Origin of the sequence: Castellaniella sp., from assembly GCF_036379515.1 — a bacterium.
In the GTDB taxonomy this organism is placed as follows: domain Bacteria; phylum Pseudomonadota; class Gammaproteobacteria; order Burkholderiales; family Burkholderiaceae_B; genus Castellaniella.
Window position 1 is genome coordinate 1 of record NZ_DASVGN010000002.1, and the last position, 26,579, is coordinate 26,579.

Annotated in this window: 21 protein-coding genes and 1 rRNA gene; 6 read left to right on the top strand and 16 right to left on the bottom strand. The window is 61.3% G+C overall.

All coding sequences use genetic code 11. The features are described from left to right. Both VF285_RS00050 and rfbC read right to left on the bottom strand, forming a co-directional pair. Positions 1-389 (bottom strand): 16S ribosomal RNA (locus VF285_RS00050); the annotation flags it as partial. 521 nt (positions 390-910) lie between these two features. Next, on the bottom strand, positions 911-1,468 hold the full coding sequence (rfbC, locus tag VF285_RS00055) for a dTDP-4-dehydrorhamnose 3,5-epimerase (protein ID WP_346950568.1): 558 nt from the start codon (positions 1,466-1,468) through the stop codon (positions 911-913). A 159-nt stretch (positions 1,469-1,627) separates the two neighbouring features. On the opposite strand from rfbC, the gene rng reads away from it, so the two are divergent. Beyond that, a complete protein-coding gene (rng, locus tag VF285_RS00060; RefSeq protein ID WP_346950569.1) occupies positions 1,628-3,103 on the top strand; it encodes a ribonuclease G in 1,476 nt (491 codons plus the stop codon). Between the two features lie 11 nt (positions 3,104-3,114). Here the strand turns inward: rng and VF285_RS00065 are convergent, their stop codons facing one another. Together VF285_RS00065 and msbA are read right to left on the bottom strand one after the other, a co-directional pair. Then, positions 3,115-3,546 carry a hypothetical protein gene (locus VF285_RS00065; RefSeq protein WP_346950570.1) on the bottom strand — a complete coding sequence of 144 codons (432 nt, stop codon included), beginning with the start codon at positions 3,544-3,546 and terminating at the stop codon, positions 3,115-3,117. A gap of 16 nt (positions 3,547-3,562) precedes the next feature. Further along, positions 3,563-5,335: a lipid A export permease/ATP-binding protein MsbA gene (gene msbA / locus VF285_RS00070; protein ID WP_346950571.1), complete on the bottom strand. Its 1,773-nt coding sequence runs from the start codon at positions 5,333-5,335 to the stop codon at positions 3,563-3,565. 154 nt (positions 5,336-5,489) lie between these two features. Here msbA and VF285_RS00075 point away from each other — a divergent pair, with 154 nt between their 5' ends. Next, positions 5,490-6,404: a glycosyltransferase family 9 protein gene (locus VF285_RS00075; protein ID WP_346950645.1), complete on the top strand. Its 915-nt coding sequence runs from the start codon at positions 5,490-5,492 to the stop codon at positions 6,402-6,404. Then, entirely contained in the window at positions 6,401-7,165 is a 765-nt protein-coding gene (locus VF285_RS00080; protein WP_346950572.1) for a YdcF family protein, read from the top strand. The genes VF285_RS00075 and VF285_RS00080 overlap by 4 nt, the downstream gene beginning before the upstream one ends. Positions 7,166-7,184: 19 nt before the next feature. On the opposite strand, the gene VF285_RS00085 is transcribed toward VF285_RS00080, so the two are convergent. From VF285_RS00085 to hrpA, 8 genes are all read right to left on the bottom strand, one after another. Next, complete coding sequence (locus VF285_RS00085) at positions 7,185-8,333, bottom strand: glycosyltransferase family 4 protein (RefSeq protein ID WP_346950573.1); 1,149 nt, start codon at positions 8,331-8,333, stop codon at positions 7,185-7,187. Further along, positions 8,326-9,072, bottom strand: a complete 747-nt coding sequence (locus VF285_RS00090) for a polysaccharide deacetylase family protein (protein ID WP_346950574.1) — start codon at positions 9,070-9,072, stop codon at positions 8,326-8,328. The genes VF285_RS00085 and VF285_RS00090 overlap by 8 nt, the downstream gene beginning before the upstream one ends. 72 nt (positions 9,073-9,144) lie before the next feature. Beyond that, positions 9,145-9,894, bottom strand: a complete 750-nt coding sequence (locus VF285_RS00095; protein WP_346950575.1) for a glycosyltransferase family 2 protein — start codon at positions 9,892-9,894, stop codon at positions 9,145-9,147. A 30-nt stretch (positions 9,895-9,924) separates the two neighbouring features. Then, complete coding sequence (locus tag VF285_RS00100; protein ID WP_414648027.1) at positions 9,925-10,764, bottom strand: polysaccharide deacetylase family protein; 840 nt, start codon at positions 10,762-10,764, stop codon at positions 9,925-9,927. Then, a complete protein-coding gene (locus VF285_RS00105) occupies positions 10,761-11,858 on the bottom strand; it encodes a glycosyltransferase family 4 protein (RefSeq protein WP_346950577.1) in 1,098 nt (365 codons plus the stop codon). Before VF285_RS00105 ends, VF285_RS00100 begins: the two co-directional genes overlap by 4 nt. Continuing rightward, positions 11,855-12,625 carry a glycosyltransferase family 25 protein gene (locus VF285_RS00110; protein ID WP_346950578.1) on the bottom strand — a complete coding sequence of 257 codons (771 nt, stop codon included), beginning with the start codon at positions 12,623-12,625 and terminating at the stop codon, positions 11,855-11,857. The genes VF285_RS00105 and VF285_RS00110 overlap by 4 nt, the downstream gene beginning before the upstream one ends. After that, positions 12,622-16,101 (bottom strand): DNA polymerase III subunit alpha, encoded by a 3,480-nt coding sequence (gene dnaE / locus VF285_RS00115; protein ID WP_346950579.1) that lies wholly within the window; start codon positions 16,099-16,101, stop codon positions 12,622-12,624. The genes VF285_RS00110 and dnaE overlap by 4 nt, the downstream gene beginning before the upstream one ends. Positions 16,102-16,125: 24 nt before the next feature. Continuing rightward, entirely contained in the window at positions 16,126-20,016 is a 3,891-nt protein-coding gene (hrpA, locus tag VF285_RS00120; protein ID WP_414648025.1) for an ATP-dependent RNA helicase HrpA, read from the bottom strand. A gap of 90 nt (positions 20,017-20,106) precedes the next feature. Here hrpA and argA point away from each other — a divergent pair, with 90 nt between their 5' ends. Genes argA through rfbD form a run of 3 tightly spaced genes read left to right on the top strand, consistent with a single transcriptional unit; the run spans position 20,107 to position 23,440 of the window. Next, positions 20,107-21,465: an amino-acid N-acetyltransferase gene (gene argA, locus VF285_RS00125; RefSeq protein WP_346950580.1), complete on the top strand. Its 1,359-nt coding sequence runs from the start codon at positions 20,107-20,109 to the stop codon at positions 21,463-21,465. Then, the gene (gene rfbB / locus VF285_RS00130; RefSeq protein ID WP_346950581.1) at positions 21,462-22,544 is read left to right on the top strand and encodes a dTDP-glucose 4,6-dehydratase; all 1,083 of its coding nucleotides are present in this window, start codon (positions 21,462-21,464) and stop codon (positions 22,542-22,544) included. Before argA ends, rfbB begins: the two co-directional genes overlap by 4 nt. Then, positions 22,544-23,440, top strand: coding sequence for a dTDP-4-dehydrorhamnose reductase (rfbD, locus tag VF285_RS00135; protein WP_346950582.1), 897 nt, complete (start codon positions 22,544-22,546; stop codon positions 23,438-23,440). Before rfbB ends, rfbD begins: the two co-directional genes overlap by 1 nt. A gap of 5 nt (positions 23,441-23,445) precedes the next feature. Here the strand turns inward: rfbD and phoU are convergent, their stop codons facing one another. The 4 genes from phoU to VF285_RS00155 form a co-directional block, all read right to left on the bottom strand. Then, positions 23,446-24,165, bottom strand: a complete 720-nt coding sequence (gene phoU / locus VF285_RS00140; protein WP_346950583.1) for a phosphate signaling complex protein PhoU — start codon at positions 24,163-24,165, stop codon at positions 23,446-23,448. Between the two features lie 118 nt (positions 24,166-24,283). Beyond that, positions 24,284-24,964, bottom strand: coding sequence for a ribose-5-phosphate isomerase RpiA (gene rpiA / locus VF285_RS00145; RefSeq protein ID WP_346950584.1), 681 nt, complete (start codon positions 24,962-24,964; stop codon positions 24,284-24,286). Between the two features lie 103 nt (positions 24,965-25,067). Beyond that, positions 25,068-25,796 (bottom strand): 3-deoxy-D-manno-octulosonic acid kinase, encoded by a 729-nt coding sequence (locus tag VF285_RS00150; protein ID WP_346950585.1) that lies wholly within the window; start codon positions 25,794-25,796, stop codon positions 25,068-25,070. Continuing rightward, on the bottom strand, positions 25,793-26,578 hold the full coding sequence (locus VF285_RS00155; protein ID WP_346950586.1) for a sulfite exporter TauE/SafE family protein: 786 nt from the start codon (positions 26,576-26,578) through the stop codon (positions 25,793-25,795). The genes VF285_RS00150 and VF285_RS00155 overlap by 4 nt, the downstream gene beginning before the upstream one ends. Between the last annotated feature and the right edge of the window lies 1 nt (position 26,579).

Genomic DNA, 26,579 nt, shown 5'->3' on the forward strand with positions numbered 1-26,579 from the left:
GATCAGGGTTGCCCCCATTGTCCAAAATTCCCCACTGCTGCCTCCCGTAGGAGTCTGGGCCGTGTCTCAGTCCCAGTGTGGCTGGTCGTCCTCTCAAACCAGCTACGGATCGTCGCCTTGGTGGGCCTTTACCCCACCAACCAGCTAATCCGATATCAGCCGCTCCAATAGTGAGAGGTCTTGCGATCCCCCCCTTTCCCCCGTAGGGCGTATGCGGTATTAGCCACGCTTTCGCGTAGTTATCCCCCGCTACTGGGCACGTTCCGATACATTACTCACCCGTTCGCCACTCGCCACCAAAGAGCAAGCTCTCCGTGCTGCCGTTCGACTTGCATGTGTAAAGCATCCCGCTAGCGTTCAATCTGAGCCAGGATCAAACTCTTCAGTTCAATCTCTGTTTTGTGTACTTCCCATCTACCGAAGTAGAACGGGTCATACGTTCGCTATGCATCACTCAAAAAGAAAAAGACAAGTCTGACTAATCAAACCTTACTTCTTCATTTCTGTTCTATGTGAGCACTTGGTACAGCGTTGTGCCAGAACTTCCTGCACCCCACACCCCAAAGCGCCCACACTTATCGGCTGTTAAGTTTTTAAAGAACGTTTCGCTTTAAAAGCGAAGAAGCGAGATTATGAAGTACTTTTAAAAGCTTGTCAAGCGAGGAACCCAGAACTTAAATCCAGAACCCAAACCCGAAAAACCTGCACTTCACGTCTTGCTATCGAGCCAGAGATTAAAACACAAAAAACGTTTCATCGTCAAGCCAGACCCGGATTCTCACCGGCCCTTCCCTGCCCTGAACCCCCCCACCATCGACTGGGCTAAACGCCTGCAAATCAATGACTTGGAGCTTCAAACCACCTGTTACCCTAGGGTTAACACCAGGTGCCCTGCAGCGAAGAGACCGAACTATAGCACAGCTCTTTTATGACACGCAAGCCAGTCTTTCAAGCCTGGATATCGAGCATCTTTTTCAGACAAGACCGGGGACTGCACGGGCCAGTCAATATTCAACACCGGGCAATTCCAGGCAAGCCCGGATTCGTCCTGTGGATCGTAGTAGTCAGTGCACTTGTAGTGGAGGAGCGCCACCTCGCCCGTCACGCAAAACCCGTGGGCAAACCCTGGGGGGACCCAGAGCTGGCGACGATTCGTTTCAGAGAGGGCGACCCCTATGTGGCGACCGAAGGTCGCAGAGCCGGCCCGCAAATCGACGACGACGTCGTAAGCGCTCCCTTCGAGCACCTGGATGAGCTTGCCCTGTGGGCGCCTGAGCTGCAGGTGCAGACCCCGCAACACGTCACGCCCCGACCGCGACACGTTGTCCTGAACAAACGGGAGTTCGATCGCAACCTGTTCGCGATAGCGCCGAGCACTGTAGGTTTCGAGGAAATCGCCCCGCGAATCCGCATGAACCCGGGGCTCTATGATTTTTACGCCTTCGAGCGCCGTGCCGACCACTCTCACCCAGAACCTCCTTCATGGTTTCGCCGGATTGGCTTGCCACCGACTGCCGAGTCAAAGCGAACGATGCAGCCGCGCGACCCTGCGGGCACGCGGCGCCCTGACCGCAGCGCTGTGGCGAGTATAGTGGAGCCGGTTCATCCATGGTTACAGGTCTGCCTCATGTCCGCCGCCGAAAACATCCTGATCAACCAGACGCCTTTTGAGACTCGTGTCGCGCTGACGTCTCAGGGTATCGTCCAGGAGCTGCACATTGAGCGCAACATCCAGCGTGGGTTCGTCGGCAATCTCTACCTGGGGCGTGTCGCGAGGGTCTTGCCCGGGATGCAAAGCGCCTTCGTCGATATCGGGCTCGAAAGAGCCGCATTCATCCATGTGGCTGATCTGCGTGAGAACCGCCACACGCGCACCACTGCCGAACACCTGGCCGCCACGCCCATCGAGAAGCTGCTGTTCGAAGGGCAGCCCCTGCTCGTGCAAGTCATCAAGGACCCCATCAACACCAAGGGTGCCCGAGTCTCCACCCACATCAGCATCGCCGGCCGCATGCTGGTGTATCTGCCCCACGAGCCACACATCGGGGTATCCCAGCGCATCAGCGACGAAGCCGAGCGGGACGCGCTGCGCGAACGGGTACAGGCCCTGAGACCGGAAGGGGAGCCAGGGGGCTTCATCGTGCGCACCCAGGCCGAAGGGGCGAGCGACGATGAGCTCGCCGCCGACATCAGCTACCTGCGCACGCTCTGGGGCAACATCCAGGCCCGCACCAAGCAATCGTCCGTCCCCGCCCCCGTCTACGTCGACCTGACCTTGGCTCAACGCGTCTTGCGTGACATGGTGACACCCGAAGTCGGCTCCATCGAAGTCGATTCGCGCGCCATGACCCAAGAACTGCTTGAATGGGCGGGGCACTACACCCCGTCGGTGGTCGATCGAATCCACCACTACAGCGGCAACCGGCCCCTATTCGACACGGCCAACGTCGAGCAGGAGATCGCACAGGCTCTTTCACGTCGGGTGGAATTAAAATCGGGGGGCTATCTCATCATCGATCAGACGGAAGCGCTGACGACGGTGGATGTCAACACGGGTGGCTACGTGGGTGGCCGAAATTTCGACGACACAATATTCAAGACCAATCTGGAAGCAGCCGTCGCCATTGCTCGCCAGCTGCGTCTGCGCAACCTTGGGGGCATCATCGTGCTGGATTTCATCGACATGGATGATCCGGCACATCAGGCCTCGGTGCTCGCGGAGCTCAACAAGGCCCTGTCAGCGGATCGCACACGTGTCACGGTCAGCAATTTCAGTCAGCTCGGCTTGGTCGAGATGACTCGAAAGCGCACCCGGGATTCGTTGGCGCACCAACTGTGCGAACCGTGCCCAACCTGCCAGTCGCGCGGCACGATTCGTACCGCACGCACCCTGTGTTATGAGATTCTGCGCGAGATTCTGCGCGAGGCACGCCAATTCGATCCACAAGAATTCCGCATCGTGGCTTCACAGTCAGTGGTGGATTTATTTTTGGAAGAAGAAAGCCAGCACCTGGCCATGCTGGGCGATTTCGTGGGCAAGCCGATTTCTCTCACGGTCGAAGCCGGATACAGCCAGGAGCAATACGACCTGGTGCTGCTGTGACCGCTGACCCGTCAAAGATCCATTTTGTTTTCCCAGCTGTTGTCGACGCCGCATGAATCGGGCTTCATGATGGCCGTGAGCATCTTGTGCACCCGCTCCATCTGCCCCGGGCGATAGCTGTAGGCCTTGACGTCCACCGTGCGGTTCTGCAGCAACACGAGATGCAAAACGACACTTTTATCCCATCCGTCACCCGGCTGGGGTCGATACACGACATCGGCGTAAGAAGACTCGCGCGGCTCCATCTGGAAGACATACGTCTGATGGCACACCGCAGCGTGACGAAAAAGGTTTTGCTGAACAGCCGCAAAGTCCACTGGCAAGCGGCTGCGCTCAGTCACCTCGTATTGCGAGGTCTCCAGCTGATTAAGGGTGAGCCCCTGAGGCTGGTTTGCGCAGGAACACAAGGCAGCCAACGAGGCCAGTGCATACAGTGCTTTCATCGCACACTCCAAAGAATCAGTCCGGGTCCTGAAACTGCAGGCGATACAAGGTGGCATACACACCACTGAGGGCCAGAAGCTCGGAATGAGTGCCGGTCTCGACCACTCGCCCGGCATCCAGGACCACGATACGGTCAGCCTTCTGGACCGTGCTCAGCCGGTGTGCAATCACCAGCGTGGTTCGGCCTACCATAAGCCGGTCAAGCGAGGCTTGCACCTGACGCTCGGATTCATTATCCAGCGCCGAAGTGGCTTCATCCAGAATCAGGATGGGCGCATCCTTGATGAGCGCACGCGCAATGGCCAGCCTCTGGCGCTGGCCGCCCGACAAAGTGTTGGCGTTGTTGCCCACCTGGGTATCCAGGCCATCCGGAAGGCCATCCACAAAATCCAGCAGGCTCGCCGCCTCGAGAGCAGCTCGTACGCGATCGCGAGGAACATCGCCTTGAACCCCGTAGGCCACGTTTTCGGCAATCGTGCCCTCGAACATCACCACGTCCTGGCTGACCAGCGATAACTGAGAGCGCAGGCTGTGGAGTTGCAGCTCCCGCACGTCGATGCCGTCGACGAGCACCTGCCCTTCGGTCGGCGCGATGAAACGTGGCAGCATATTGACCAACGTTGTCTTGCCACTGCCTGATCGTCCCACCAGGGCAACTGTTTGCCCCGCTTTCACTGTGAGCGACACGGAATTCAGCGCATTGGCTGCGCCTTGCGCAAACACATGCGTGACATCACGAAACTCGACATCACCGCGCAAACGGCCAGTGACGACACGCGTACCTGTGTCCGTTTCAGTGGGTTCATCGATGAGGGTAAACACGCTTTCAGCAGAGATCAGCATACGCTGTGTGGACCCGGCGATATTGGTCAAGCGCTTGAGCGGATCAAAAATTTGCCCCAAGGCGGCCATGAAGGCAGCAAAGCTGCCGACCGTGAGCCCCTGATGATTGGCCTGATAGAGCGCGACGGCCACGACCGCCGCCACCGACAGCGCCACGAAGAACTGCGAGATGGGTGACATTGCCGAATCGGCACTGGCCGCTCGCATCGCAAAGCGGCGCAAGCGCCCATTGACATAGCCGAAGCGTTCGCGCTCCCGGGCATAGCCATCGAACAGCTTGATTACCCGCTGCCCCGCAATGCCCTCGGACACCACGCGGGTAAGCTCGGCGTTCATGTTGATGGTGTCCCGATTGATACGCCGCAGACGGCGCACGAAATAGCGCCCGGTCAGGACGGAAAGTGGCAGCATGATGAGTACGATGAGCGTCAGCTGCCAGGACATGTAAAGCAGCACGGCAAGCAGTGCCACGACGGTCAAGGATTCGCGCACGATGACGCGAATGACTTCGGTGGACAGGCCGCTGACGGTACCCGCGTCGATGGTGAAGCGGTTCAGCAGGCGTCCGCGGTCGCCCTTTCGAAAGGTTTCATCTGCCATGCCCAAGAGGCGCTCGAACATGTCGCGGCGCAGGCCGAGCAGCATGTTGTTCGCCACCCAGGACATGAGATAGGTACCCCCAAAGGTACACACCCCACGCAGCAGCATGAGGCCTATGACTGCGAGTGGAATTGACCAGACATACGAAGGGTCAGCCCCGGTAAAGCCTTCGTCGAGCAAGGGCTTCATGATGACCGCCAGCAAGGGTTGCGTGGCAGAGGCAATGCTCAAGAGCAGCAGCGACAGCAGGCCTACCTTCCAGTCCTTGCCCAGGCGACGATAAATCTGTCGCCAAAGGTCCAGACGTACAGGTCGGCTATCGACCGGGGGACTCGTGGGGGTCATCAACGAGGTGCTCTCTTATATACTTGTAAACCACGCATTTTAGCGTGCCGGGCACACAAGCCGGGTACGCTTTGTCGGAGCCTGCGCGTTGACGTCATCCCTCCCCAGCCCAGCCTTGTACATTCGCCTCCCCAATTGGGTGGGCGACGTCTGCATGAGCCTGCCCAGCCTGGAGGCCGCGCTGGCGACCGGCAGCCCGGTGACGGTCTGTGCGCGCCCTTGGGCCGAAGATCTGCTCGCTGCGTACCCGCTGGCGGGCTTCATCCCCATGACAGGGCGCTGGCGTCGCGACCGCGCTGCCGTGCACGCTGCGAGGCGGGCGGCGGGCCACCGACAAGCACGAGGGCTGCTGCTACCCGACTCTTTATCCAGCGCGCTGGTATTCCGCTTTGCAGGCCTGCCTTGTGCGGGCTACCGCGACGACGGCCGCAGCCCACTGCTGCGTTGGCCTTGCCGCAAGCCACACGAGCCCATGCACGCCGTCCAATCCTGGTTCCACCTCACGCGATTCGCCCTTTCGGCCTGGCGCCTGCCCCTCCCCGAGGCCACCCCGCCTACAGAACTGTCCTGGCGCGCAAACCCCGTCCACGAATCGCTTGCACAACACGCCATGGCGCAGGCGGAGCTCACCCCCGGACAGTTCGTGCTGATTGCACCCACTGCGACCGGGCTGCACCACGGACGCATCAAAGTCTGGGACGGTTTTGACACACTGACGAGGTCGTTGCAAACTGCAGGCTACAAGGTCGTGATGGCGCCACCACCGGCAGAACGTGTCGCGGCACAGCGCACAGCGCCTACGGCGCAATTGCTTGAACCACTCACCTTGGGCGCATTCGCGCAGCTTGCACATCACGCGGCTGTCGTCGTGTGCAATGATTCAGGTGTCTCACACTTGGCGGCCGCCGCCTGCGCGTCCCAGATCACGCTCTTTGGCGTCACTGAAGCAAGTCGAACGGGCCCCTGGTCGAATCAAGCCCTTCGACTCGGCAACATGAACCGCTGGCCGTCAGGACCTGAGGTCCTCGCCGCCACGCTGACCCAACTCCATACCATCCATCCCGCATGAGTTTCACCGAATTTCTCGCCAATCTGATCATCCCGCTCAACCTGTCGGTCACACTGCTGGTCGTAGCGACGCTGCTGCTCATCGTGCGCTGGCGCAAGACGGCCAGCCTGCTGGTGGCCCTTGCAATCGCCTGGATCACGTTCTGGTCGGTTCCATCATCATCGCTGTGGGCGGGGGGCATGCTCGAACAGCGATACCCGCACCAGGCAGCCGATGCACTCCCCGTCTCTCAAGCCATCGTCGTTCTGGGCGGCAATACGCTGGGCGGACGTCGCAACTGGTTCGAACCCTACAACGGCAAAACCGCCATTCTCAGAACCGACACGGCAGCCCAGCTCTATCACGCGGGGCGCGCACCACTCATCATCGTTTCGGGTGCTGCCCTGGATGGTGGTCGCAGCGAGGCCTCGGCCATGGCGGCAGCATTGGAGCACAACGGGGTGCCCAGCACCGACATCGTCGAAGAGAACCACAGCCTGACCACTCACCAGAACGCCTTCTACACTGCGCAGATTCTGCGCAAACGCGGCATTACCCATTTTTTGCTGGTGACGTCTGCGCTGCACATGCCGCGCGCAATGGCGAGTTTTCAAGGGCAAGGGTTGAGCCCCACGGCCGCTGCGTCTCCGCCGCAGATCGTGGTCCCCGACGAACCCGATTTCTCGTTCTGGCTACCCGACCTTCATACGCTCAACGCCAGCCGTTCGATCGTCAAGGAATACCTGGGAATGCTGGTGTACTGGGTACGCGGCTGGGCCTGAAAACCACCACGCGCAAGGATCACATGCGTTCGCGCAGGATTTCCCGATAAAGATTCAGATACTGCCTGGCCACTTCCGGCCAGGCATGGCGCGCCAGCACCTGGCCAGCGCCTGCCTCGAGCCTCTGGCGCAGCCCGGCATCGGTTCGCAGCTGCAGCACAGCCTGCACCAGCTCGTCCACGCGTTCCGGATGGCTCAACACCAGGGCGCTCGTGCCAGCCTGCACGTACTGTGCAAAACCACACCACGGCATTGGGCTGAGGACGACCGGCAGACCAAATGACATAGCCTCCAAAGGGGCCATGCCAAAGCTGTCGTTGAGAGTCGGGTGAACGAAGACATCGGCCGCTTGATAGTACGGTGCCACACGCGAGGTCTCGGCTTCGAGGTGAACCCGCCGCCTCACCTCGGGCGAGCTGCGGCCCACACACTCTCGAGACGCCGCATTGGCGCCCACCACGAGCAGATGCACCTCTGCAGGCAACTGCTCCAGCGCCTTCAAGACGGTGGGAAGACCTTTTCGCATCGGGTTGCGAGCCACCATCAGGCACAGGGTCGCACCCTGGGGCACACCCAGCCTGGATCTGAGTGCCTCACGTTCCCCAGGGTCGCCCAACTCAGCCAAAGAGACTCCTGGCGGAATCACAGGGACTTTTGCCAGCAGGGGCCCATAGGCCTGCGCCAGCTGATGCGCAATGAGGTCCGACACGGCGACCACCCTATGGGCAGGCCGGGTCTCCACCCTGAGCGCCTCCAGCCGAAGATAGGTGCGTACACGAAGGCTCAGGCGAGAAAGGCTGCGCTTGAAGTGAGGCATAGGCTGCACGCGCCACCGAAAACGCACGGGCGTGACATGAATGACTTCCACGTCGCCACACCAGCCGTTCATATGGGAATGCACGATGTCGAACCTTGCGTGAGTAGCTCGCGCTGCGCGACGCGCAAACAGCCATACGCGGACCCAACTTGGCCAGCGTGTGCTGACGCCAATCGGTCGGTACGGCAACTTGAGTTCGCAGGCGGGATCGTAGTCTCGTGCAAACACCGTCACCTGATGCCCGGCCGCCACCAGCTCGCGCATCAGCGAAACGCCATAGGCTTCGGCCCCCCCAAAGCGTGAGCCGAAGCGGTCTACGACGAAGGCGATCGAGAGGGACGAATCAGTCATGCGAGGCCACCGACTCGCGCTGAATCCGGCGGCGGTCTTCGAGCGAGGTCAGGCACTTTTGCAGGAACCGCAGGATATTCGTCGTACGCACGACAGCGATGCGGGGCAGGCCCATCAGATCGTCGCCAGGGCGCGCAAGCCCGCCCGATGTCGTCGTCGCGTTGCTGTAACCGGCAGCTCGCACCTGATCACGTAGCGCGAGCGATTCCTTGCCATAGGGGTAGCAGAACGATTCGACAGGGGCGCCGAGAATCTGTTGCAAGGCATCGCGTGAATGCCGAATCTCGTTGGCCGCAAGCTCAGGCGACAAAGCGGGCAGCACAGGATGATTGAGCGTGTGGGAACCCACCTCTTGCCCTGCCTGCGCCCACGCCCGCAACTCGGATTCGGCCATCAGATCAGCATGAGGCACACCCTCGGCATAATCCCAGACATTGCCGCCCCCCAATTGCCGGACCACGAAATAGTTGGTGGCCGTAAAGTCCACTGCCTGCAAGATCGGAAGTGCATTTTCGAGCACGTTGCGATAGCCGTCATCAAAAGTGATCCCGATGACCTTGCCGTGCCGCTCGCCCCGCACATAGGGAAGAAGTTCACGCATCGACAGGCCGCGGTAGCCCAGACGCCGCAGCCAGGTCATCTGGCGACGAAATGCAGCTGGATGGACGGTGAGCCCGCGATAGGGACTGCCCCGAGGAGACGGCTCCCCAATCTGGTGATACATGAGGATGGGAATCATGGCGAAATTATAGGGGACGACTACGACACGCAGGCGACCGACCGGTTGCACACGCCTGGCCAGAACCCAGAGTCACTCGCGGCTTCGTGCAAGCCAGTAGAGCTTGGCGTAGCGATAGAAGCTGCCTGTCGCGGCCATCCCAGCAAGAACCAGGCCCTGCCAACCATCGAGAAACCCACGACGCAGCAGGTAGTGGCGAATGAAAGTCCAGCTCGCATGCCCAAAGGGCCCCAGCACTGTCGTGCGCCGGCCCTTCGCATACGCCTTGAGTGCACCATCCGTGGAGTAGCGATTGAGCTTGTCGATGAAGTGTTCCAGGCTGCGATAGGGGTCGTGCAGCAAGTGCGCTGCCAAAGTGTCTACCTTACCTGGCACCTGCACATGCTCATGCACCTGGTCGTCAGAAAATTGACCTGCCCCCCGGCGAAACAGCCGCAGGACATAATCGGGCCACCACCCGCTATGGAGAATGGGACGCCCACAGAAACTGGACAGGCGCGCCATGCGATAGCCATTGGCCTGGGATGCCGACACGGTCCTGCATATTTCTTGCGCGAGGTCATCGGGCACCCGCTCATCCGCATCCAGGGACAATATCCAGTCGCCCGTTGCCAGCGCCAAGGCCCGATTCTTCTGCGGCCCGAAGCCGGGCCAGTCGTCCGAGACCTCGACTCGCGCACCTCGGGCGCGCGCCAGCTCGCAAGTCGCATCCGTGCTACCCGAATCCAGCACCACGATCTCGTCGGCAAACGCCACCGAATCCAGACACGCCTCGATGTGCGCGGCTTCGTTCTTCGTGATGATGACGACAGAAAGAGTCATGCCATGTCCCAAAGAGGGGTGTCGGTGCGTTCAGCCACGATAGTGGTTGGCCCGCTTCCAGCGCTTCCAGCCATTGAAGACTGGCGCAAGCACGGGGTTGGCTGCGACCCGGATGCGCCGCCCCAGCGACGCACCCGTCGTGTCGCGCACGGCAAAGCGAAAGATGGACAACGGGTCGGCCCCTGGAAGATTACGGCCAAATGCTCGGGTCGTATACAGATACCGATAGCCTTCTTCCTGCGCAATGCGCACATAATCTTCATCGAAATAGCCCTGAGGCCAGCAAAAGTGCGCGGACGTCTCGCCCAGCTCCTTTGCCAGACAGAGACGCGACTGCTGCAATTCTTCGCGCATGTGGCCATTCTTGTCACCGTCCTGAAGATCCCAGCGTGTATGGGTGTGCGTATGGCTGTGGAACTCCATGACACCCTGGGCCCGCAGGGCCTGCACCTCAGACCAACGCAGCGCCACCTCATCCGCTTGCCCCTGCGCGACGCGGCGCTCGCAATCATGGTGCTCGGGTGTTTCCGGCAGCGCCTTGCCCTCGCCCAGCTGCGGACGCACGGCGCCCTGCCCAAGCCACCCCGTCACCACAAAGACGGTGGCTCGCAAGCCGTAACGCTGCAGCAACGGGGCGGCATACACCCAGTTGTCCAGATAGCCGTCGTCAAAGGTAATCAGGACCGAGCGGCGCGGCGCGCCTCCGTGTTCCAGGTGCTGCGCGAATTCAGCAGTTGTCAGCGCAGCGTATCCACGGCGGGCGAGCCAACGCAGTTGATCCTCGAAATGCTCCGGCGTCGTGGCAATCATGCCACCGCCCGGGCGCACATGGTGGTACATCAGCACGGGAACGATCTGTGCGGCCATCAGGCGAGCTCCTCCAGCCACCGACGGTAGCATTGCTCCGTGCGCTCGCCCAAAGCTGCGCGCGTAAACCGGCCCTCTTCCAGGCAGTAACGACGGCCAGCCTGTCCCATCTGGCGGCGCAGGGCCGGGTCCAGGATCAAGCGTTCCAGAGCCTGCGTGAGGGCCCCTTCGTCAAAGAGTGTCACCAGCAGGCCGCTGATTCCTTCCTCGAGCATCTCCGGCACGCCTCCCACGCGTGTGCCAACCACAGGAATGCCTGCAGCCCCCGCTTCCGCGAAAGCAGTCCCGGCAGACTCAATATGCGTAGCCAGCGCAAAGATATCAAAATCGGGCAAAAGTGCGGGAACGTCGGTTCGAGTCCCCAGAAGATGAACTTTTTGCTGCATTCCTGCTGCGGCCGCCTGAACCTGCAACTTCTCTTTTGCCGCATCCCCGCCGCCAACAATCACCAGGTGCAGGTGCCCATAACGTTTCAACAGGGGCAGCATGGCATTCAACAACTGCTCATGCCCTTTTTCAGCACGCAACACCCCCACGCTGCCCACGATCACCGCTTGGGCATCCAGACCCAGTTCGGCACGCAGCACCGGTGCTGGCATGGGGTTGGGAAAATCCACCGCAGGCGGCACAGCCGCCACATGCGCAGGATCCACGCCCCGACTGATCAAATAACTGCGGACGAACTCACTGGGTGTGATGACACGTTTGGGTACCCGGGTATAGGCCAGCAACGAACCCACTGGCTTCGCCAAATGGCGCGTACGGACCACCAACGGCACCCCCGCCACCCGCGCAGCGCTGCCCACCAGCAAGGTCTCACGTCGGCTGTGGGTGTTCACCACGTCCAGGTGCGCTTTGCGCAGCAGGCGTACCAGGCGGGGAAAGCCCTTGAGGTGATTCCACAGTCCATCCATGTAGAGGGTATCGACATGCACCCCCTCGCGTTGCAGTTCGGTCGTCAAGCGTGCATGAGGCTGGCAGATGGCCTGCACGCAATGTCCTCGGTCACGCAAAGCCAGCAGCAACCGGAAGATATAGCGCTCCTGGCCTGCAAACCCTGTAGCGGCCTCGGCGTGCAGAATGCGTAGCGGCCTCATGAGATCACTCGCCGCGCCCGCAGCCGCACGTTGTATGCCATCCGCCATAGATCGTCACGCACCTGGTAGGCTTCACGACGTACGATATCCGCCCACGACAAAGGCGGGGGCTGGGCGGCGCCGCGGATGTCGGACGGAATCTCGTAATCCTGAGTCACGCACGCGGGATGCACCGCGTAGTTGCCAACGCCATGGGCGTAGAACCTGAACATGGTGTCGTCGACCGGGTAGATCCACGACGCGCAGTACGCGAGAAGCCTGGCCGCACCCACAGGATTGATCAGATAGGCAACAGTACAGGAATGCCCTTTCAGCTTGCGAACCAGATCGAACGATGCCACATGCTCCACCTGCACGTAAGCATCCTGCTTGCCCGCCTTGTCATACTCATTGAGCCAGACGAGCGGCCAGCGCGCCGCGAGCTCTCCCGCGCAACGACGCAGCGCATTGAAATTTTCGCCAAGGATTGCGTCATCCTCCAGAACGATCATGGGCTGGGCCGATGAGACACACTCTTGCCACAGCAGATAATGGCTGGCAAAACACCCCAGTTGGGAGGGCATGAGATCGCGACCCCGGCCCTTGATACGACGCCGGGCGACCGGATCGTAATGCGCAAACAAGGGATGATCGGGTTGCGCCTTGCCGTTGACCGCATCCAGAAAGCGGTAGTCAGCCAGCTCCAGGCGGCCAAGCTGGGACGCAATCTGCGCGCGTCGATCCGGCCGTGATGCAAGGCTGATGACGCGAATAGGGACCGGGCTCATCCGTAGAAAATCTCGACGTTTTCACGCGCCAGCCAGCTGCGGGCATTGGCAATCAGTGATTCATCCATGCGCACACGCCATTCGTCTCCGAGGCGCAGCAGACAGGAAAACTGGTTCTCAGAAACGCGCAGCTCCACCGGAATGCTGTGTTCGGGGGCCCGCCAGGGTGCGAGCAGCGATTGCAGGCTCTGGATATCGGGCGCTGACGGCAAGGTGAGGCGCAGGCTGCGCGCGCGGGTTTCGCGGATGCGCTGCAAGTCGTAGAGATCGTCGGCGGATATCCGCAACCCACCGGAATAATCGTCATGGCTGACGCGGCCCTGGATCACCAGTGGCCGATCTTCCTTGAGGATGGCGCGGTATTGCTCGTAGAGCTCGTTGAAGATGGCGACCTCGATCTGAGCCGTGCCGTCGTCCAGCAAGGCATACAGCATCTTGCCCCGCTTGGTCATGCGAGGGCGTACGGCGGCCAACACGCCGGCGATCCATTGATTACCCTTGGAGGGTGCCAGGCGCGCCAAAGGCGTGGGTGCCACGCGACGGACTTCGTCGCGCCACGCATCAAAGAGATGCCCGCTGAAATAAAACCCCAGCGCGGTCTTTTCTTGAGTCAGCCGCGTCTCGAGATCCCACGGCAGGACCCTGGCCAATTCGCCAGCCACGACCTCGCCGGCATTATCGTCGAACAACGAAGACTGATTGGCATCCCGTGCCACCTGCTCAGCTGCTTCGATAGCGCTGCCCAGCGTCTCCAGCAAGGCCGCACGGTTGGGCTCCAGACTATCGAAAGCACCAGCCCGAATCAGCGCCTCGATGGTGCGCCGATTGACCGTGTGACGGTCGACTCGCGCGCAGAAATCAAACAGGCTGGCAAAAGCTCCACCCTCTTCGCGGGCTGCGACAATCGCATCAACGGCAGCATGACCCGTGCCCTTGACGCCACCCAGCCCATAGCGGATAGTGCGCGGGGGCTTGCCCTGAGCGGTGTACTCATCGGCCACGGGAGCAAACCGATAACCTGACGCGTTGACATCCGGAGGCAGCACTGCCACCTTGTTGTCCAGCGCATCACGCCAGAACACCTGAATCTTGTCGGTGTCATCCATGTCGGACAACATCGTGGCTGCCAGGAACTCGGCGGGGTGGTACACCTTGAGCCAGGCCGTCTGATAGGAAATCAACGCGTACGCCGCCGAGTGGCTCTTGTTGAAGCCGTAGCCAGCGAATTTCTCCATCAGATCGAACAGGTGCGCGGCCAGATCGGCGTCATAGCCTTTCTTGACCGCACCTTCCTGAAAGATGCTGCGCTGCTTCGCCATGTACTCGGGCTTCTTCTTGCCCATGGCTCGACGCAGCAGATCCGCGCCGCCCAGCGAGTAGCCCCCGATGATCTGGGAGATCAGCATCACCTGCTCTTGATAGACGATGACGCCATACGTGCTCTTGAGCACGGGTTCCAGATCGGGGTGAAAGTAATCCACCTTGGCGCGCCCGTGCTTGCGGTTGACGAAGTCCACCACCATCCCGGATTCCAGGGGCCCTGGCCTGAAGAGCGCCAACAGAGCAATCAGGTCTTCGAATACGTTGGGCTGCATGCTCTTGAGCAGCTCTTTCATCCCGCGGCCTTCGAGCTGGAAGACCGCCGTGGTATTGGCCGAACACAGCAGTTCGTAGGTCGCCGCATCGTCGAGCGGCAGGCTCATCAGGTCGAAATCACGCTTGTCGGGATTGAACTCGCGCACGTAGCGCACCGCCCAATCCAGAATGGTGAGGTTGCGCAACCCCAGGAAGTCAAACTTCACCAGGCCCGCGTCTTCGACGTCGCCCTTGTCGAACTGCGACACCACGCTGGTTTCGCTGCCTGGCTGACAATAGAGCGGGCAGAAATCCGTGAGCTTGCCCGGCGCAATGATCACCCCCCCCGCATGCATGCCTATATTGCGAGTCAGGCCTTCCAGCGGACGAGCCAAATCGATGAGCGCATGGATTTCTTCGTCGGTATCGTAGCGCTCCTTGAAGGCAGGTTCGTTTTCGAGCGTGCGATCCAGCGACCACGGGTCCACTGGATTGAAGGGAATCATCTTGGAGAGGTTGTCGCAGACGCTGTAGGGCATCTCGAGCACCCGCCCGACGTCGCGCACCACAGCCTTGGCGCCCAAAGTGCCAAAGGTCGCAATCTGGCTCACGGCGTCGCGGCCGTATTTTTCCTTGACGTACTCGATCACGCGCTCGCGGTTGTCCTGGCAAAAGTCCACGTCGAAGTCGGGCATGGACACGCGCTCGGGATTCAGAAATCGCTCGAAGAGCAGGTCGTAACGCAAAGGGTCCAGATCGGTGATGCCCAGGCTGAACGCCACCAGCGACCCAGCGCCCGAACCACGGCCCGGCCCCACTGGAACGCCATGACTCTTGCCCCAGTTGATGAAGTCCTGCACGATCAGGAAGTAGCCCGGAAAGCCCATGCCCACGATCACGCTGCATTCCCGATCAAGGCGTTCCTGATACTTGGGCATCTGACGCGCACGCTCCTGCGCATCGGGATACAGCTGCACCATGCGCCGCTGGAAGCCCTCGTTGGCGAGCTTCACCATGTAATCGTCCAAGGACACGCCTTCTGGCGTCGGGAAAAGCGGCAGCTGGGGATGTCCCAGCGACAACGTGAGATTGCAGCGCAAGGCAATCTGCACCGAATTGGCAATGGCCGATGGAACATCCGCAAAGCGACGCGCCATCTCGACGCTGTCGGGCATGTACTGATCCGCCGTAAAGCGGCGCACACGACGGGGGTTGCCCAGCAACTCGCCCTCGGCAATACAGACTCGAGCCTCGTGCGCCCGAAAATCGCTGGGCGCCAGAAACTGAATCGGATGCGTGGCCACCACGGGCAGAGAAGACCCGGCCGCTAGGCGCAGCGCAGCCTGCACGTAAGCTTCATCACCGTCGAAGCCGGCGCGCTGCAACTCGATGAAATAGCTGCCAGGAAAATCCGCAGCCCATTGCCGAGCCAGGCGCTGCGCTTCGTCCGCACGGCCGGCCTCGAGCGCACAACCTACATCTCCGGCACGTCCGCCCGAAAGCACAATCAGCCCACGCCGGCCCGACAGCCATTCGCGCCGCACAAGGGCCTTGTCGAGCCGGACGTTTTCGATCCAGGCACGGGTGAGCAGTTCGCAGAGTTCAAGATAAGAGTCGTGCCCTGTGGCCAACAGCAGCAGGCGAAACGGCTTGTCTTCGTCTGCCGGGTTCTCCAGCCATACGTCGCAGCCTGCGATGGCCTTGATGCCCACCTTGCGCGCGGCCCTGTAAAACTTGATCCAGCCAAACAGATTGGCAAGATCTGTAATCGCCATGGCCGGCTGGCCAAAGGCCTGAGCCTGCTTGACGAGCGCCGGAATGCGCGCAATGCCATCCACCACCGAAAATTCGGTGTGACAGCGCAAATGGACAAACAGAGGATTTTCGGAAGACTCAGTCATGCGGGAATTGTACTCAGTGAGCCCCTATCGGGGCATCGCGGACCAGGCCTTTTGCAAGCGCTTGACCGACACGGGAAACGGCGTACGCAGCGCCTGTGCAAACAGGGCCACGCGCAGCTCTTCAAGTTGCCAGCGAAAGGCCCGCAACTGCGCATCGGGTGCTCCTTTGCGCTGCGCCAGGGCTCGTTGCCATGGGACTGTCAATTGCGCAACGTCAGCCATCAGTCGGGCGTCTCTGGCGGGATCTTCACGCAGCTTCTCGATCCGCATCTGAGCGGCCTTGAGATAGCGCGGAAGATGCTTGAGCTGCTCAGGCAGGGTGTCGTGGATGAAACCCTTGGTCACCAAGGCTGCAAGCTGCTGGTTCAGGTCACGGGCTGCCTCGGGCCAGGGCCTCGCCTGCGCAAGCTTCTTCACAAGTGCTGCCCGTTCGGCCAGGATGGCGCCGGCCAGCCGGGCCAATTCCTGGGCTAGAAGATTCAGACGCGATCGTCCGTCCCGGCAGCGCTGCTCGAAGCCCTCCGCACTTTCAGGCCACGGCTCCATGAGACAGGCCTGATCCACAGCAGCGGCGATGATCTGATCGCGCAGTTCCTCTCGCGTGCCCAGATCCAGGTACAACATGGCGGTCCGGGTGAGATCGGGCAAATTCTTTTCCAGATAGCGGACCGGTTCACGCAGTGCCAGAAGAAACAGCCGTCGCAACCCCGCTGCGTGAATGCGCCGCGCCTCTTGCGGATCATCGAAGACGTCCAGATCGCAACAATCGCCACGATCCCGCAGCGCGGGATACCCCACCAGCGACTGTCCATTGCGGTGAATCTCAAGCAACTCGGGCAATGGACCAAAACTCCAGGAGCGGATGCCTTCATGGTCCAGCACCTTGGATGCCGAGCGATCTTTGGCGGCCAGCTTCTGAAACGAGGCCTGGGCCTGCCGGCCGTGCTCGGCGCGCAACTGATCCAGGTTGCGCCCGCCGGACAGCATGCGGCCCTGCTCGTCGACCACCTTGAAGTTCATGAAGAGGTGCGCAGGCAGGGTCTCGAGCTTGAAATCCGTGGGCTGCACCCGAACCTGGCATTGCTCCCAGATATCGAGCGCCAAGGCATCGAGCAGACCCGTGCCGGGATTCATCTCGCGATCGAACCAGCGCTCGTGAAATCCGCTTGAATAGTCCGGCAAGGGCACGCAATGGCGTCGCAATTTTTGCGGCAAAGACTTCAGCAACAAATGGGCTTTTTCTTTCAGCATGCCAGGGACCAGCCATTCGCAGCGCGCAGCATCGATCTGGTTCAAGGCAAAGAGTGGGACGGTCAGGGTCATGCCATCGCGCAGCGACCCTGGTTCGAAGTGGTAATCCACTGCGAGTTCGACCCCTGACCAATGCAGGCTCTTGGGAAATACTTCGGTGGTCACGCCTGCAGCATCGTGCTGCATCAGGTCATCGCGAGAGAGCCGCAGCCGGGCCGACGCGGCCGCATCCAGCCCCTTGCACCAGGCTTCCAAAGTTGCTGTCTGGCAGACGTCTCCCGGGATCTGCTGATCGTAAAACGCATAGATGAGCGCATCGTCGACCAGAATGTCCGGCCGTCGGCTTTGGTGTTCGAGCCGCTCGATGGATGCAATCAGCTTGCGATTGTGAGTGACGAAAGGCAGGGCGGTTTCAAGGTCCCCGGGTACCAGGGCATCCCGGATGAAAATCTCGCGTGCCGCCTTGGGATCGACGCGACCATAATGCACGCGTCGCCCGGTGTAGACCGGTAAGCCGTAGACCGTACCGCGCTCGTTGGCAACCACCTGACCGGCCTTCCTTTCCCAGCGAGGATCGGACCACGCTCGACGCAACAGATGGGCGCCGGCACGTTCTACCCAGGTGGGCTCGATCTGCGCCACACAGCGCGCATATAAACGCGTCGTCTCGACCAGTTCGGCTGCCAGCACCCAGCGACCCGCCTTCTTGACCATTGAAGACCCTGGATGGATCGCAAACCGGATGTCGCGGGCCCCTTGGTACAGGCCGCCATTCTCGGTCTTCACGCCAATGTTGCCCAGCAGGCCATGCAGCAACGCCAGGTGAATCTGTTCACGCGTGGCGGGTGTCTCGTTGAGCCGCCAACCCTGCTCCCGGGACAGCGTCAGCAGCTGCACATGAGTGTCGTGCCACTCACGCATACGCATGGGCGACAGAAAGCGCAGCCGTAATTGATCGACCAGCTTGCGCTGCGACGCCTTGTGCGTTACCTGATCCCGATACCAATTCCAGAGCTTGAGCCACGACAGGAATTCGGATTGCTTGTCGTTGAACTGCGCATGCGCGTTATCGGCGGCCTCACGCGCCTGCAGAGGGCGATCGCGGGGATCTTGGATCGCCAGCGCTGCCGCAATCACCAGAATTTCGGTCAGGCACTGCTGCTCGTGCGCCGCAAAGATCATCCGCGCAATTCGCGGGTCCACTGGCAAACGCGACAACGACTTGCCCACGGGGGTGAGCGCATTGTGCTCATCGAGGGCACCCAATTCCTGCAGCAACTGATAGCCATCCGCAATGGCACGACCCGTAGGTGGCTCGACAAACGGGAACGCCTCGATATCGTCCAGGCGCAAGGCTTTCATGCGCAAAATGACCGAGGCCAATGAAGAGCGCAGGATCTCGGGGTCGGTAAACGCCGGCCGTTGCTTGAAGTCGTCTTCGGCGTACAGCCGCACGCAGACTCCAGGCCCAAGGCGTCCGCAACGACCCGCTCGCTGATTGGCCGAGGCCTGACTGATGGGCTCGACGTGCAGCTGCTCCACCTTGCTGCGCCATGAGTAGCGTTTCACACGCGCCAGGCCGCTGTCCACGACGTAGCGAATCCCAGGGACGGTGAGCGAGGTTTCAGCTACATTGGTCGCCAGGACCACCCGGCGGGCATTCCCGCGGGGATGAAAAATCTGCTCCTGCTCGGCACGTGACAAGCGGGCATACAGGGGCAAAATCTGGGCTCCTACCGGGTGACGCTTGCGCAACGCCTCAGAGCATTCACGGATTTCGCGCTCACCAGGCAGGAACACCAGAACGTCACCCGCCCCATGGTGCGCGCATTCGTCCACGCCATCTACCACGGCATCCACGAGATCGCGTTCTTCGTCTCCATGGGGAGGACTTTCGCCTCTGATGGGTTCGTCTTCCAATACGGGTCGATAACGCAGTTCTACCGGAAACAATCGTCCCGACACCTGAATGACGGGTGCCGGTCGGCCCTCGGTTCCAAAATGCTGCGCAAAGCGATCGGCATCAATGGTGGCTGACGTGATGATGAGCTTCAGATCCTTGCGTCGCACCAGCAACCGCTTGAGGAAACCCAGCAGAAAATCGATGTTCAGGCTGCGTTCGTGGGCTTCATCGATGATGAGCGTGTCATAGCGCCTCAGCATCGGGTCGCGTTGTGTTTCAGCCAGCAAAATGCCATCGGTCATCAGTTTGATGGCCGTTGCAGGCCCACTTCTTTCGCTGAAGCGGATCTGATACCCCACCCAGTCGCCGATTTCCGTATGCAGTTCCTCTGCCACACGTTGTGCGACTGACGTGGCGGCGAGTCGCCTTGGCTGGGTATGGCCGATCATGCCGGTACGGCCACGGCCCATCTCGAGACAGATTTTGGGCAGCTGCGTCGTCTTGCCTGAGCCCGTTTCGCCACACACGATCACCACCGAGTGGCTGGCAATGGCCTGTGCGATCTGCTCGCGGCAGGCGCTGACAGGCAGTTCTTCCGGATAATGAATGGGTGGCAAAGGCCGATCACCGGCCCCTGACGGCGCCTGCGGCTGTGTGCTGGAGGGCGGACGACGACGACCGGCTGCAGGCGCATGCGACGCCTGACGATGAGTTTGCTGCCCTTCGGCAGCCTTGGAACGGGAAGAAGGCGTCTGCGACAAAACGGCGGATTCCTGCGCAAGGCGCAAAATTCAGATGAATCGGTCATTATAATTTCGGAGTTGCGCAAATCCCATTGCCCGCTGCCCGCCATGAGCTCTGACGATACCGATACCTATTCCGCCCAGGATGCCCCCGAATTCGCACCCGCACAGTTCGTGCGCTGGTTTCGCGAAGTCGCACCCTACGTGCACGATTTTCGCGGCAAGACCTTTGTCGTGGCTTTTGGCGGCGAGCTCATCCAGGACGGTGGCCTGGAAGACCTGGTCGCAGACCTCTCCCTGCTCTCGGCGCTGGGAATCAAACTGGTCCTGGTGCACTGCTCGCGGCCCCAAGTGAACGAACAGCTGCGCCTGAAGGGCTACAGCACACAGCAGTTTGGACGCGGCACCGAACCCACCAGCCCGGAAGCGCTTGAATGTGCCAAAGAGGCTGCGGGCGAAATCCGCCTCGACATCGAGGCCGCCTTCAGCCAGGGCTTGCCCAACACGCCCATGTCGCACGCCAAGATTCGTGTCATTTCGGGCAACTTCGTCACGGCCCGGCCGGTTGGCGTGATCGACGGCCTGGATTACAAGCGCGCCGGGACGGTCCGCAAGCTGGACGTGGACGCCATGCACAGCATCATCAGCCAGGGCGCGATCGTGCTGCTTTCGCCCTTGGGCTTCTCACCCACCGGAGAAGCCTTCAACCTGGCGATGGAAGATCTGGCCACCAACGCGGCCGTGGCGCTGCGGGCGGAAAAGCTCATCTTCCTCACGCAGAACCGGACCGTCACCGAGACCGACGGCTCGGTAGACACCGAACTGGCCCGCAATGACGCCGACGAGCTGCTGGCCCAAAACGTGCTCGACGAAGACACGGCTGCTTTCCTTGGACACGCCTCGCTGGCGGTCAAACGCGGCGTCGCGCGCGCGCACTTGGTGCCCTACACCCTGGATGGCAGCATCCTGCTCGAAATCTTTACCCACGACGGGGTGGGCACCATGGTGGTTGAAGACACGCTTGAAGACCTGCGGCCAGCCGTGGCCGATGACGTGGGCGCCATTGTGCAGCTCATCGAACCGCTGGAAGCCGACGGCACACTGGTACCACGCGGCCGTGCGATCATCGAACGCGACGTCGAACGCTTTACGGTCCTGGAACACGACGGCGTGATCTATGGCTGCGTCTCGCTGATCCCTTACGTGAAGGAAAGCATGGCCGAGATGGCCTGCCTCATCGTCCACCCCGAATGGCAAGGGGTGGGCGACGGCGAAAAGCTCTTGCGCCACGCAGAGGCCAGCGCACGTGCCCTGGGTGCGCGGCGCTTGTTCGTGCTCACCACCCGGACCTCGCACTGGTTTCTCAAACGCGGCTTCGTGCAGGGAGGGGTCTCGGACCTTCCCCACGAAAAAGCGGCGCACTACAACCGCTCGCGCAACAGCCTGGTCTTCATCAAGCGTCTATGAAGGTTCTCATCACAGGCGGTGCAGGCTTCATTGGCTCGGCGCTCATCCGACATCTCGTGGCCCACACGCCTCATCGAATAGTCAACGTCGACGCGCTCACCTACGCGGGCAATCTTGAATCGCTGGAGTCAGTCACAGGCGAGCCCCGGTACGCCTTCGAGCATCTGAACATCTGCGATGCCCAGGGCCTCGCACGCGTATTTGCGCAACACAAACCCGACGCCGTCATGCATCTCGCGGCCGAGTCTCACGTCGATCGCTCGATCGACGGACCCTCAGCCTTCATCCAGACCAACGTCGTCGGAACCGCCACCCTGCTTGAGGCCGCACGCCACTACTGGTTGACGTTGTCACCTTCTGCACGATCGGCGTTTCGCTTTCACCATATTTCAACCGACGAGGTCTACGGCGACCTGGCAGGGACGACAGACCTTTTTACCGAGACGACGGCGTACGCGCCCAGTTCGCCCTATTCGGCCAGCAAGGCCGCCTCGGACCACCTGGTCCGCGCGTGGCATCGCACCTACGGGCTCCCGACACTCATCACCAACTGCTCCAACAATTACGGGCCCTATCATTTTCCGGAAAAGCTGATTCCACTCGTCATTCTCAACGCCCTCGAAGGACAGCCCTTGCCCGTCTACGGCGCAGGACTGCAGGTCCGTGACTGGCTCTACGTCGAAGACCACGCCCGGGCCTTGCAATGCGTGCTCGAAACCGGGGTACCGGGAGAAACCTACAACATCGGCGGACACAACGAGCAACGCAACATCGATGTAGTGCAAAGCATCTGTACCTTGCTTGAAGAACTCGCTCCCATGCATCCGGCTAGAGTGGCGCACTATGCCGACTTGATCACCCACGTCACCGATCGGCCTGGCCACGACGCCCGCTATGCCATCGATGCTGGCAAAATTGGCCGTGAACTAGGGTGGGCCCCTCAGGAAACCTTTGCCAGCGGCCTGCGCAAGACCGTGCAATGGTATCTGACCCACCGCACCTGGTGCCGCCGCGTGCAGAACGGCAGCTATCAGCGCGAACGCTTGGGCCTGCACGACGACGCGCCCTGCCGCCACTGATGAGAACGCGACCGGAAGAGCTGCAGATCCTGGTCACCGGCGCCAACGGGCAATTGGGGCGGGCGCTGCAGGCGCTACCAGTTGCATCCGCCCACTACCACTTCACCACGCGCGCGCAGCTGGACATCACCCAGGCGCAATCCATCGAACATTGGCTGGACGCACACCCGACGGATGCCCTCATCAACGCAGCAGCCTATACCGCCGTTGATCGTGCATCCCGAGAACCCGACCTGGCCATGGCCGCCAACGCGCGAGCGCCCGGCCTGCTCGCGCAGATCTGTGCCTCGCGGGGCGTCCGGCTCTTTCATATTTCGACCGACTATGTCTTCGATGGAACAGGAGACCGTGCCCACCGCGAGGACGATGCCACCGCCCCCCAGAACACGTACGGGCGCAGCAAGCTGCTCGGCGAGCAGGCAGCGCTGTGCGCAGATCCATCAGCCCTGATCCTGCGAACCAGCTGGGTTTTCAGCGATCACCCGCCCAACTTCGTCTGCACGATGCTGCACCTCGGGGCACAATACCGCTCCTTGCAGGTCGTGGCGGACCAGATCGGCGGCCCGACCTGGGCCGGTCACCTGGCCCGCGTGCTGCATCAACTGGTACAGCGCCCCAGCGCCACGACGCCCGGAGGCATTTACCATTTCTCGGGAAACCCTTGGGTAAGCTGGTACGAGTTCGCGCAGGAAATTTTTGCCCAAGCACAAGCGTGCGGGCAGATGAGCCCGGCACCCGCACTGCAGGCCATTCGGTCCGACCAATGGCCGACACCCGAGCCGCGCCCTGCCAACAGTCGGTTGGACACTCATAAGCTCGAGGCTCTTCTGGGGCCCTTGGAGCGAGACTGGAAAAAAGGCCTGAGTGCCGTGCTTGCGACCGTGCAGAGCCGTTGAAACACTTACTCGCGAGGCTCGGGCGGTTCGCCACGCGCCATACGCTCGGTATTCTTCACGCCGGTATGGCGTACGTCATCGCCTCTTACCATGTAGATGACTCTTTCCGCCATGTTCTTGGCATGGTCACCAATGCGCTCAAGCGCTCGGGCAATGAAGATCAAGTCGATGGAATGTGAAATGGTCCGCGGGTCTTCGATCATGTAGGTGATCATATGCCGCAACGAGGCCTTCCATTCTTTGTCGACATCCTTGTCACTACGGACGACCTCGGCCGCCGCCACTGGATCTTCGCGGGCAAAGGCATCCAAGGCGGCGCGAATCATGCTGGCTACGGCATCTGCCATGTGCCGCAGCTCAACGACTGGTTCGTAGGATGAATCTTCTTCGTGCAGTCGGCGCGCGACCTTGGCGATCTTCTCGGCTTCATCGCCACAACGCTCCATATCGGTGAGCATTTTCGAAATCGACAGGAGCAGCCGCAGATCGACCGCCGTAGGCTGATTGCGCGCAATCAGCTGGCCAATCCGTTCGTCGATATCGACTTCGAACTGGTTGACCTGACGCTCGTGTTCACGGACCCGATCCACCAACTGCAGCTCGCCTTCGGAGAGCGCACGGCTGCCGTCCAGCACCATGGACTCTACCAGCCCGCCCATCTGCAGAAACATGGAGCGCGTCGCCTCGAGCTCAGCGTGAAATTGTTTGTTGGTATGTTCCAGCATGGCCGATTTCCTGTGTCCTGCAGACGTGGCATCCAAATGATCGCAAAGCGTAGCACCCTGCATGTCGATTGTGAAGGCGAGCATAACAGGGCGATGTGACCGTCTGATGACAGACGGGTTACTCCTGGAGTTCGAGCCGTGACACGCCGGCTTGCCCCGCCACCAACGCAATCTGCGCACCCGAAATGGCGAATAACCCGCAGCTCACCACACCTGGAACGTTGTTGAGCACCGCCTCGAACTCGGCCGGATTGTCATACTGCAGGCCCGCCACGTCCAGGATCTGATTGCCGTTGTCGGTCACGAACCCCTCACGCAACCGGGGTTGGCCACCGAGCGAACGAATTTCGCGAGCGACCGCTTCTCGAGCCAGAGGAATGACTTCGACGGGCAGCGGAAAACGCCCCAGCCGTTCGACGAGCTTGGATTCATCCACGATGCAGACAAAACGGTCTGCCACAGAGGCCACGATCTTTTCACGCGTGAGCGCCCCGCCGCCCCCCTTGATCATGTTGAGCTGATGATCCAGCTCATCGGCACCATCCACGTACAGCGCAAGGCTGGTGACTTCATTCAGATCCAGAACCTGAATGCCCGCTGCCCGCAGCCGCTGCGTGCTGCGCTCGGAACTGGAGACGGCTGCCTGAAAATCCGAGCGGTGGGCGGCCAGCAGATCGATGAAGCGATCGACCGTGGACCCCGTCCCGACGCCCAGGATGCTGTCAGGATGCAGCTGAGGCAAAACATAGTCCAGCGCCGCTTGAGCGACTTGCTGTTTGAGTTGGTCCTGAGTAAGCATGGAGACGCCCGGTAGAAATTGGGATAGGTATTGTAATTAATGCCAGAGCCGTCACATGCGACACAGGCACTGGCCTATCTGCGTGATGCGCAAGATCTGCCCATCACGGCAGGTGCTGGCACCACGCACAAGCTGACTCCAACCCTTCCCACCACCGCTGTCCGCGATCGCCGCAAACCTTCACCAGCGACCGGCGCAAGCGCAACAAGTTGTCGCGCCGCCCCCCTGCCGACACCGGCCCCATCCGCGCACGGTCGAAATCGATCAGCCAGACCTGATCCTGCGCGTCGAAAAGAATATTGAAGGCATTGAGATCGGCGTGCCAGACGCCGGCGTCGTGCATGGCTGCGATTGACCGCGCGACCGCCACGGGGTCGGCGCGATCCAGGCGGCCCGCCAGGGCCTGCGCGCCCGGAATGCGCGCCACCAGAATGGCATTGCGATAAAAGGCGCCGGCACGCCAATAGGCGGCCCCTAGAGGCGCTGGCACGCGGACCTCCGCCTGACGCAGATGTCCCAGGATGCGGACTTCTGCAAAAGAGCGCACCTTGCCCTGGCCCAACCAGAAATAGGATTCCCGTCCCAGTCGGGCCCGCAGGCCGCCGCGCCGGTAATGGCGCAGGACGGCGGGACCCTGGGCACCTTCGACGAACCAGGCCGCTTGGCGGCCGCCCTCCGCCACCGGCACGGCATCCGGGCGCCGGACATCGAACCAGGCGAGCGAAGCCCGAGGGGCAAAGCGCGCCGGCACGCACAGCGCGCCGTCTGCGTACGATTGCAGCACCCAGCCGGCCGGGATCAGGCCTGCAGAATTACGCATTGAAACGTTCATGCAGACCCCTTCAGCAGCAACAGCCCCATGATGATGAGCAGCATGCAGGCAAAGATGAGCTTCAGGCGCGCTTCCGGCAGCGAATAGGCCAAGCGCACGCCATACGGCACACACAGAAGGCTGCCGATCGCCAGCGGAATGCCGACCAGACCGTGCACCTGACCGTGGGCGGCATAGGTTGCCAGTGCCACCCCTGTACCAGGCACGATCATGGTCAACGCCAGCGCCTGCGCCGAGGTCTGACGCAGACGAAAGAACGTGGTCAGGAACGGCACCGACAGCACCGAGCCGCCTACCCCGAAGATACCGCCCGTCAGCCCGGCCAGAATACCAATCAGGAAATACCATCGCCGAGGCGTCTGCGAGACCTCGCGGTAGCCTCCGGGCGGCGTCGAACGCGCGCGCCGCCCCAGGCTCTCACGGAAATAGAACAGCGCGATCACGAAAACAAAGCCCGCATAGATGCGGCGCAGCAGCCAAGGATCCAGGCCCAGGGCGATTTTTGCGCCCACCCAGGTGAAGAAAATGGAGCCGGCGGCACCCGCCGCCGCGGAACGCCAATCAATGGGTGAACGCTGGTGATACTTGCGCACCGTCAGCAGTACGGCCGGCAACACCATCACCAATGCCGTGCCCTGCGCCGCCTGCTGCGGGTAACCCAATACCAGGCCCAGCAAGGGAATGGCAATCAGGCCGCCGCCAATCCCCACGACGCCGCCCGAAAATCCGATGAGCCCACCCACCACCAGGCAGGCCGGGATCAGCCACAGGATGCCAGCCACT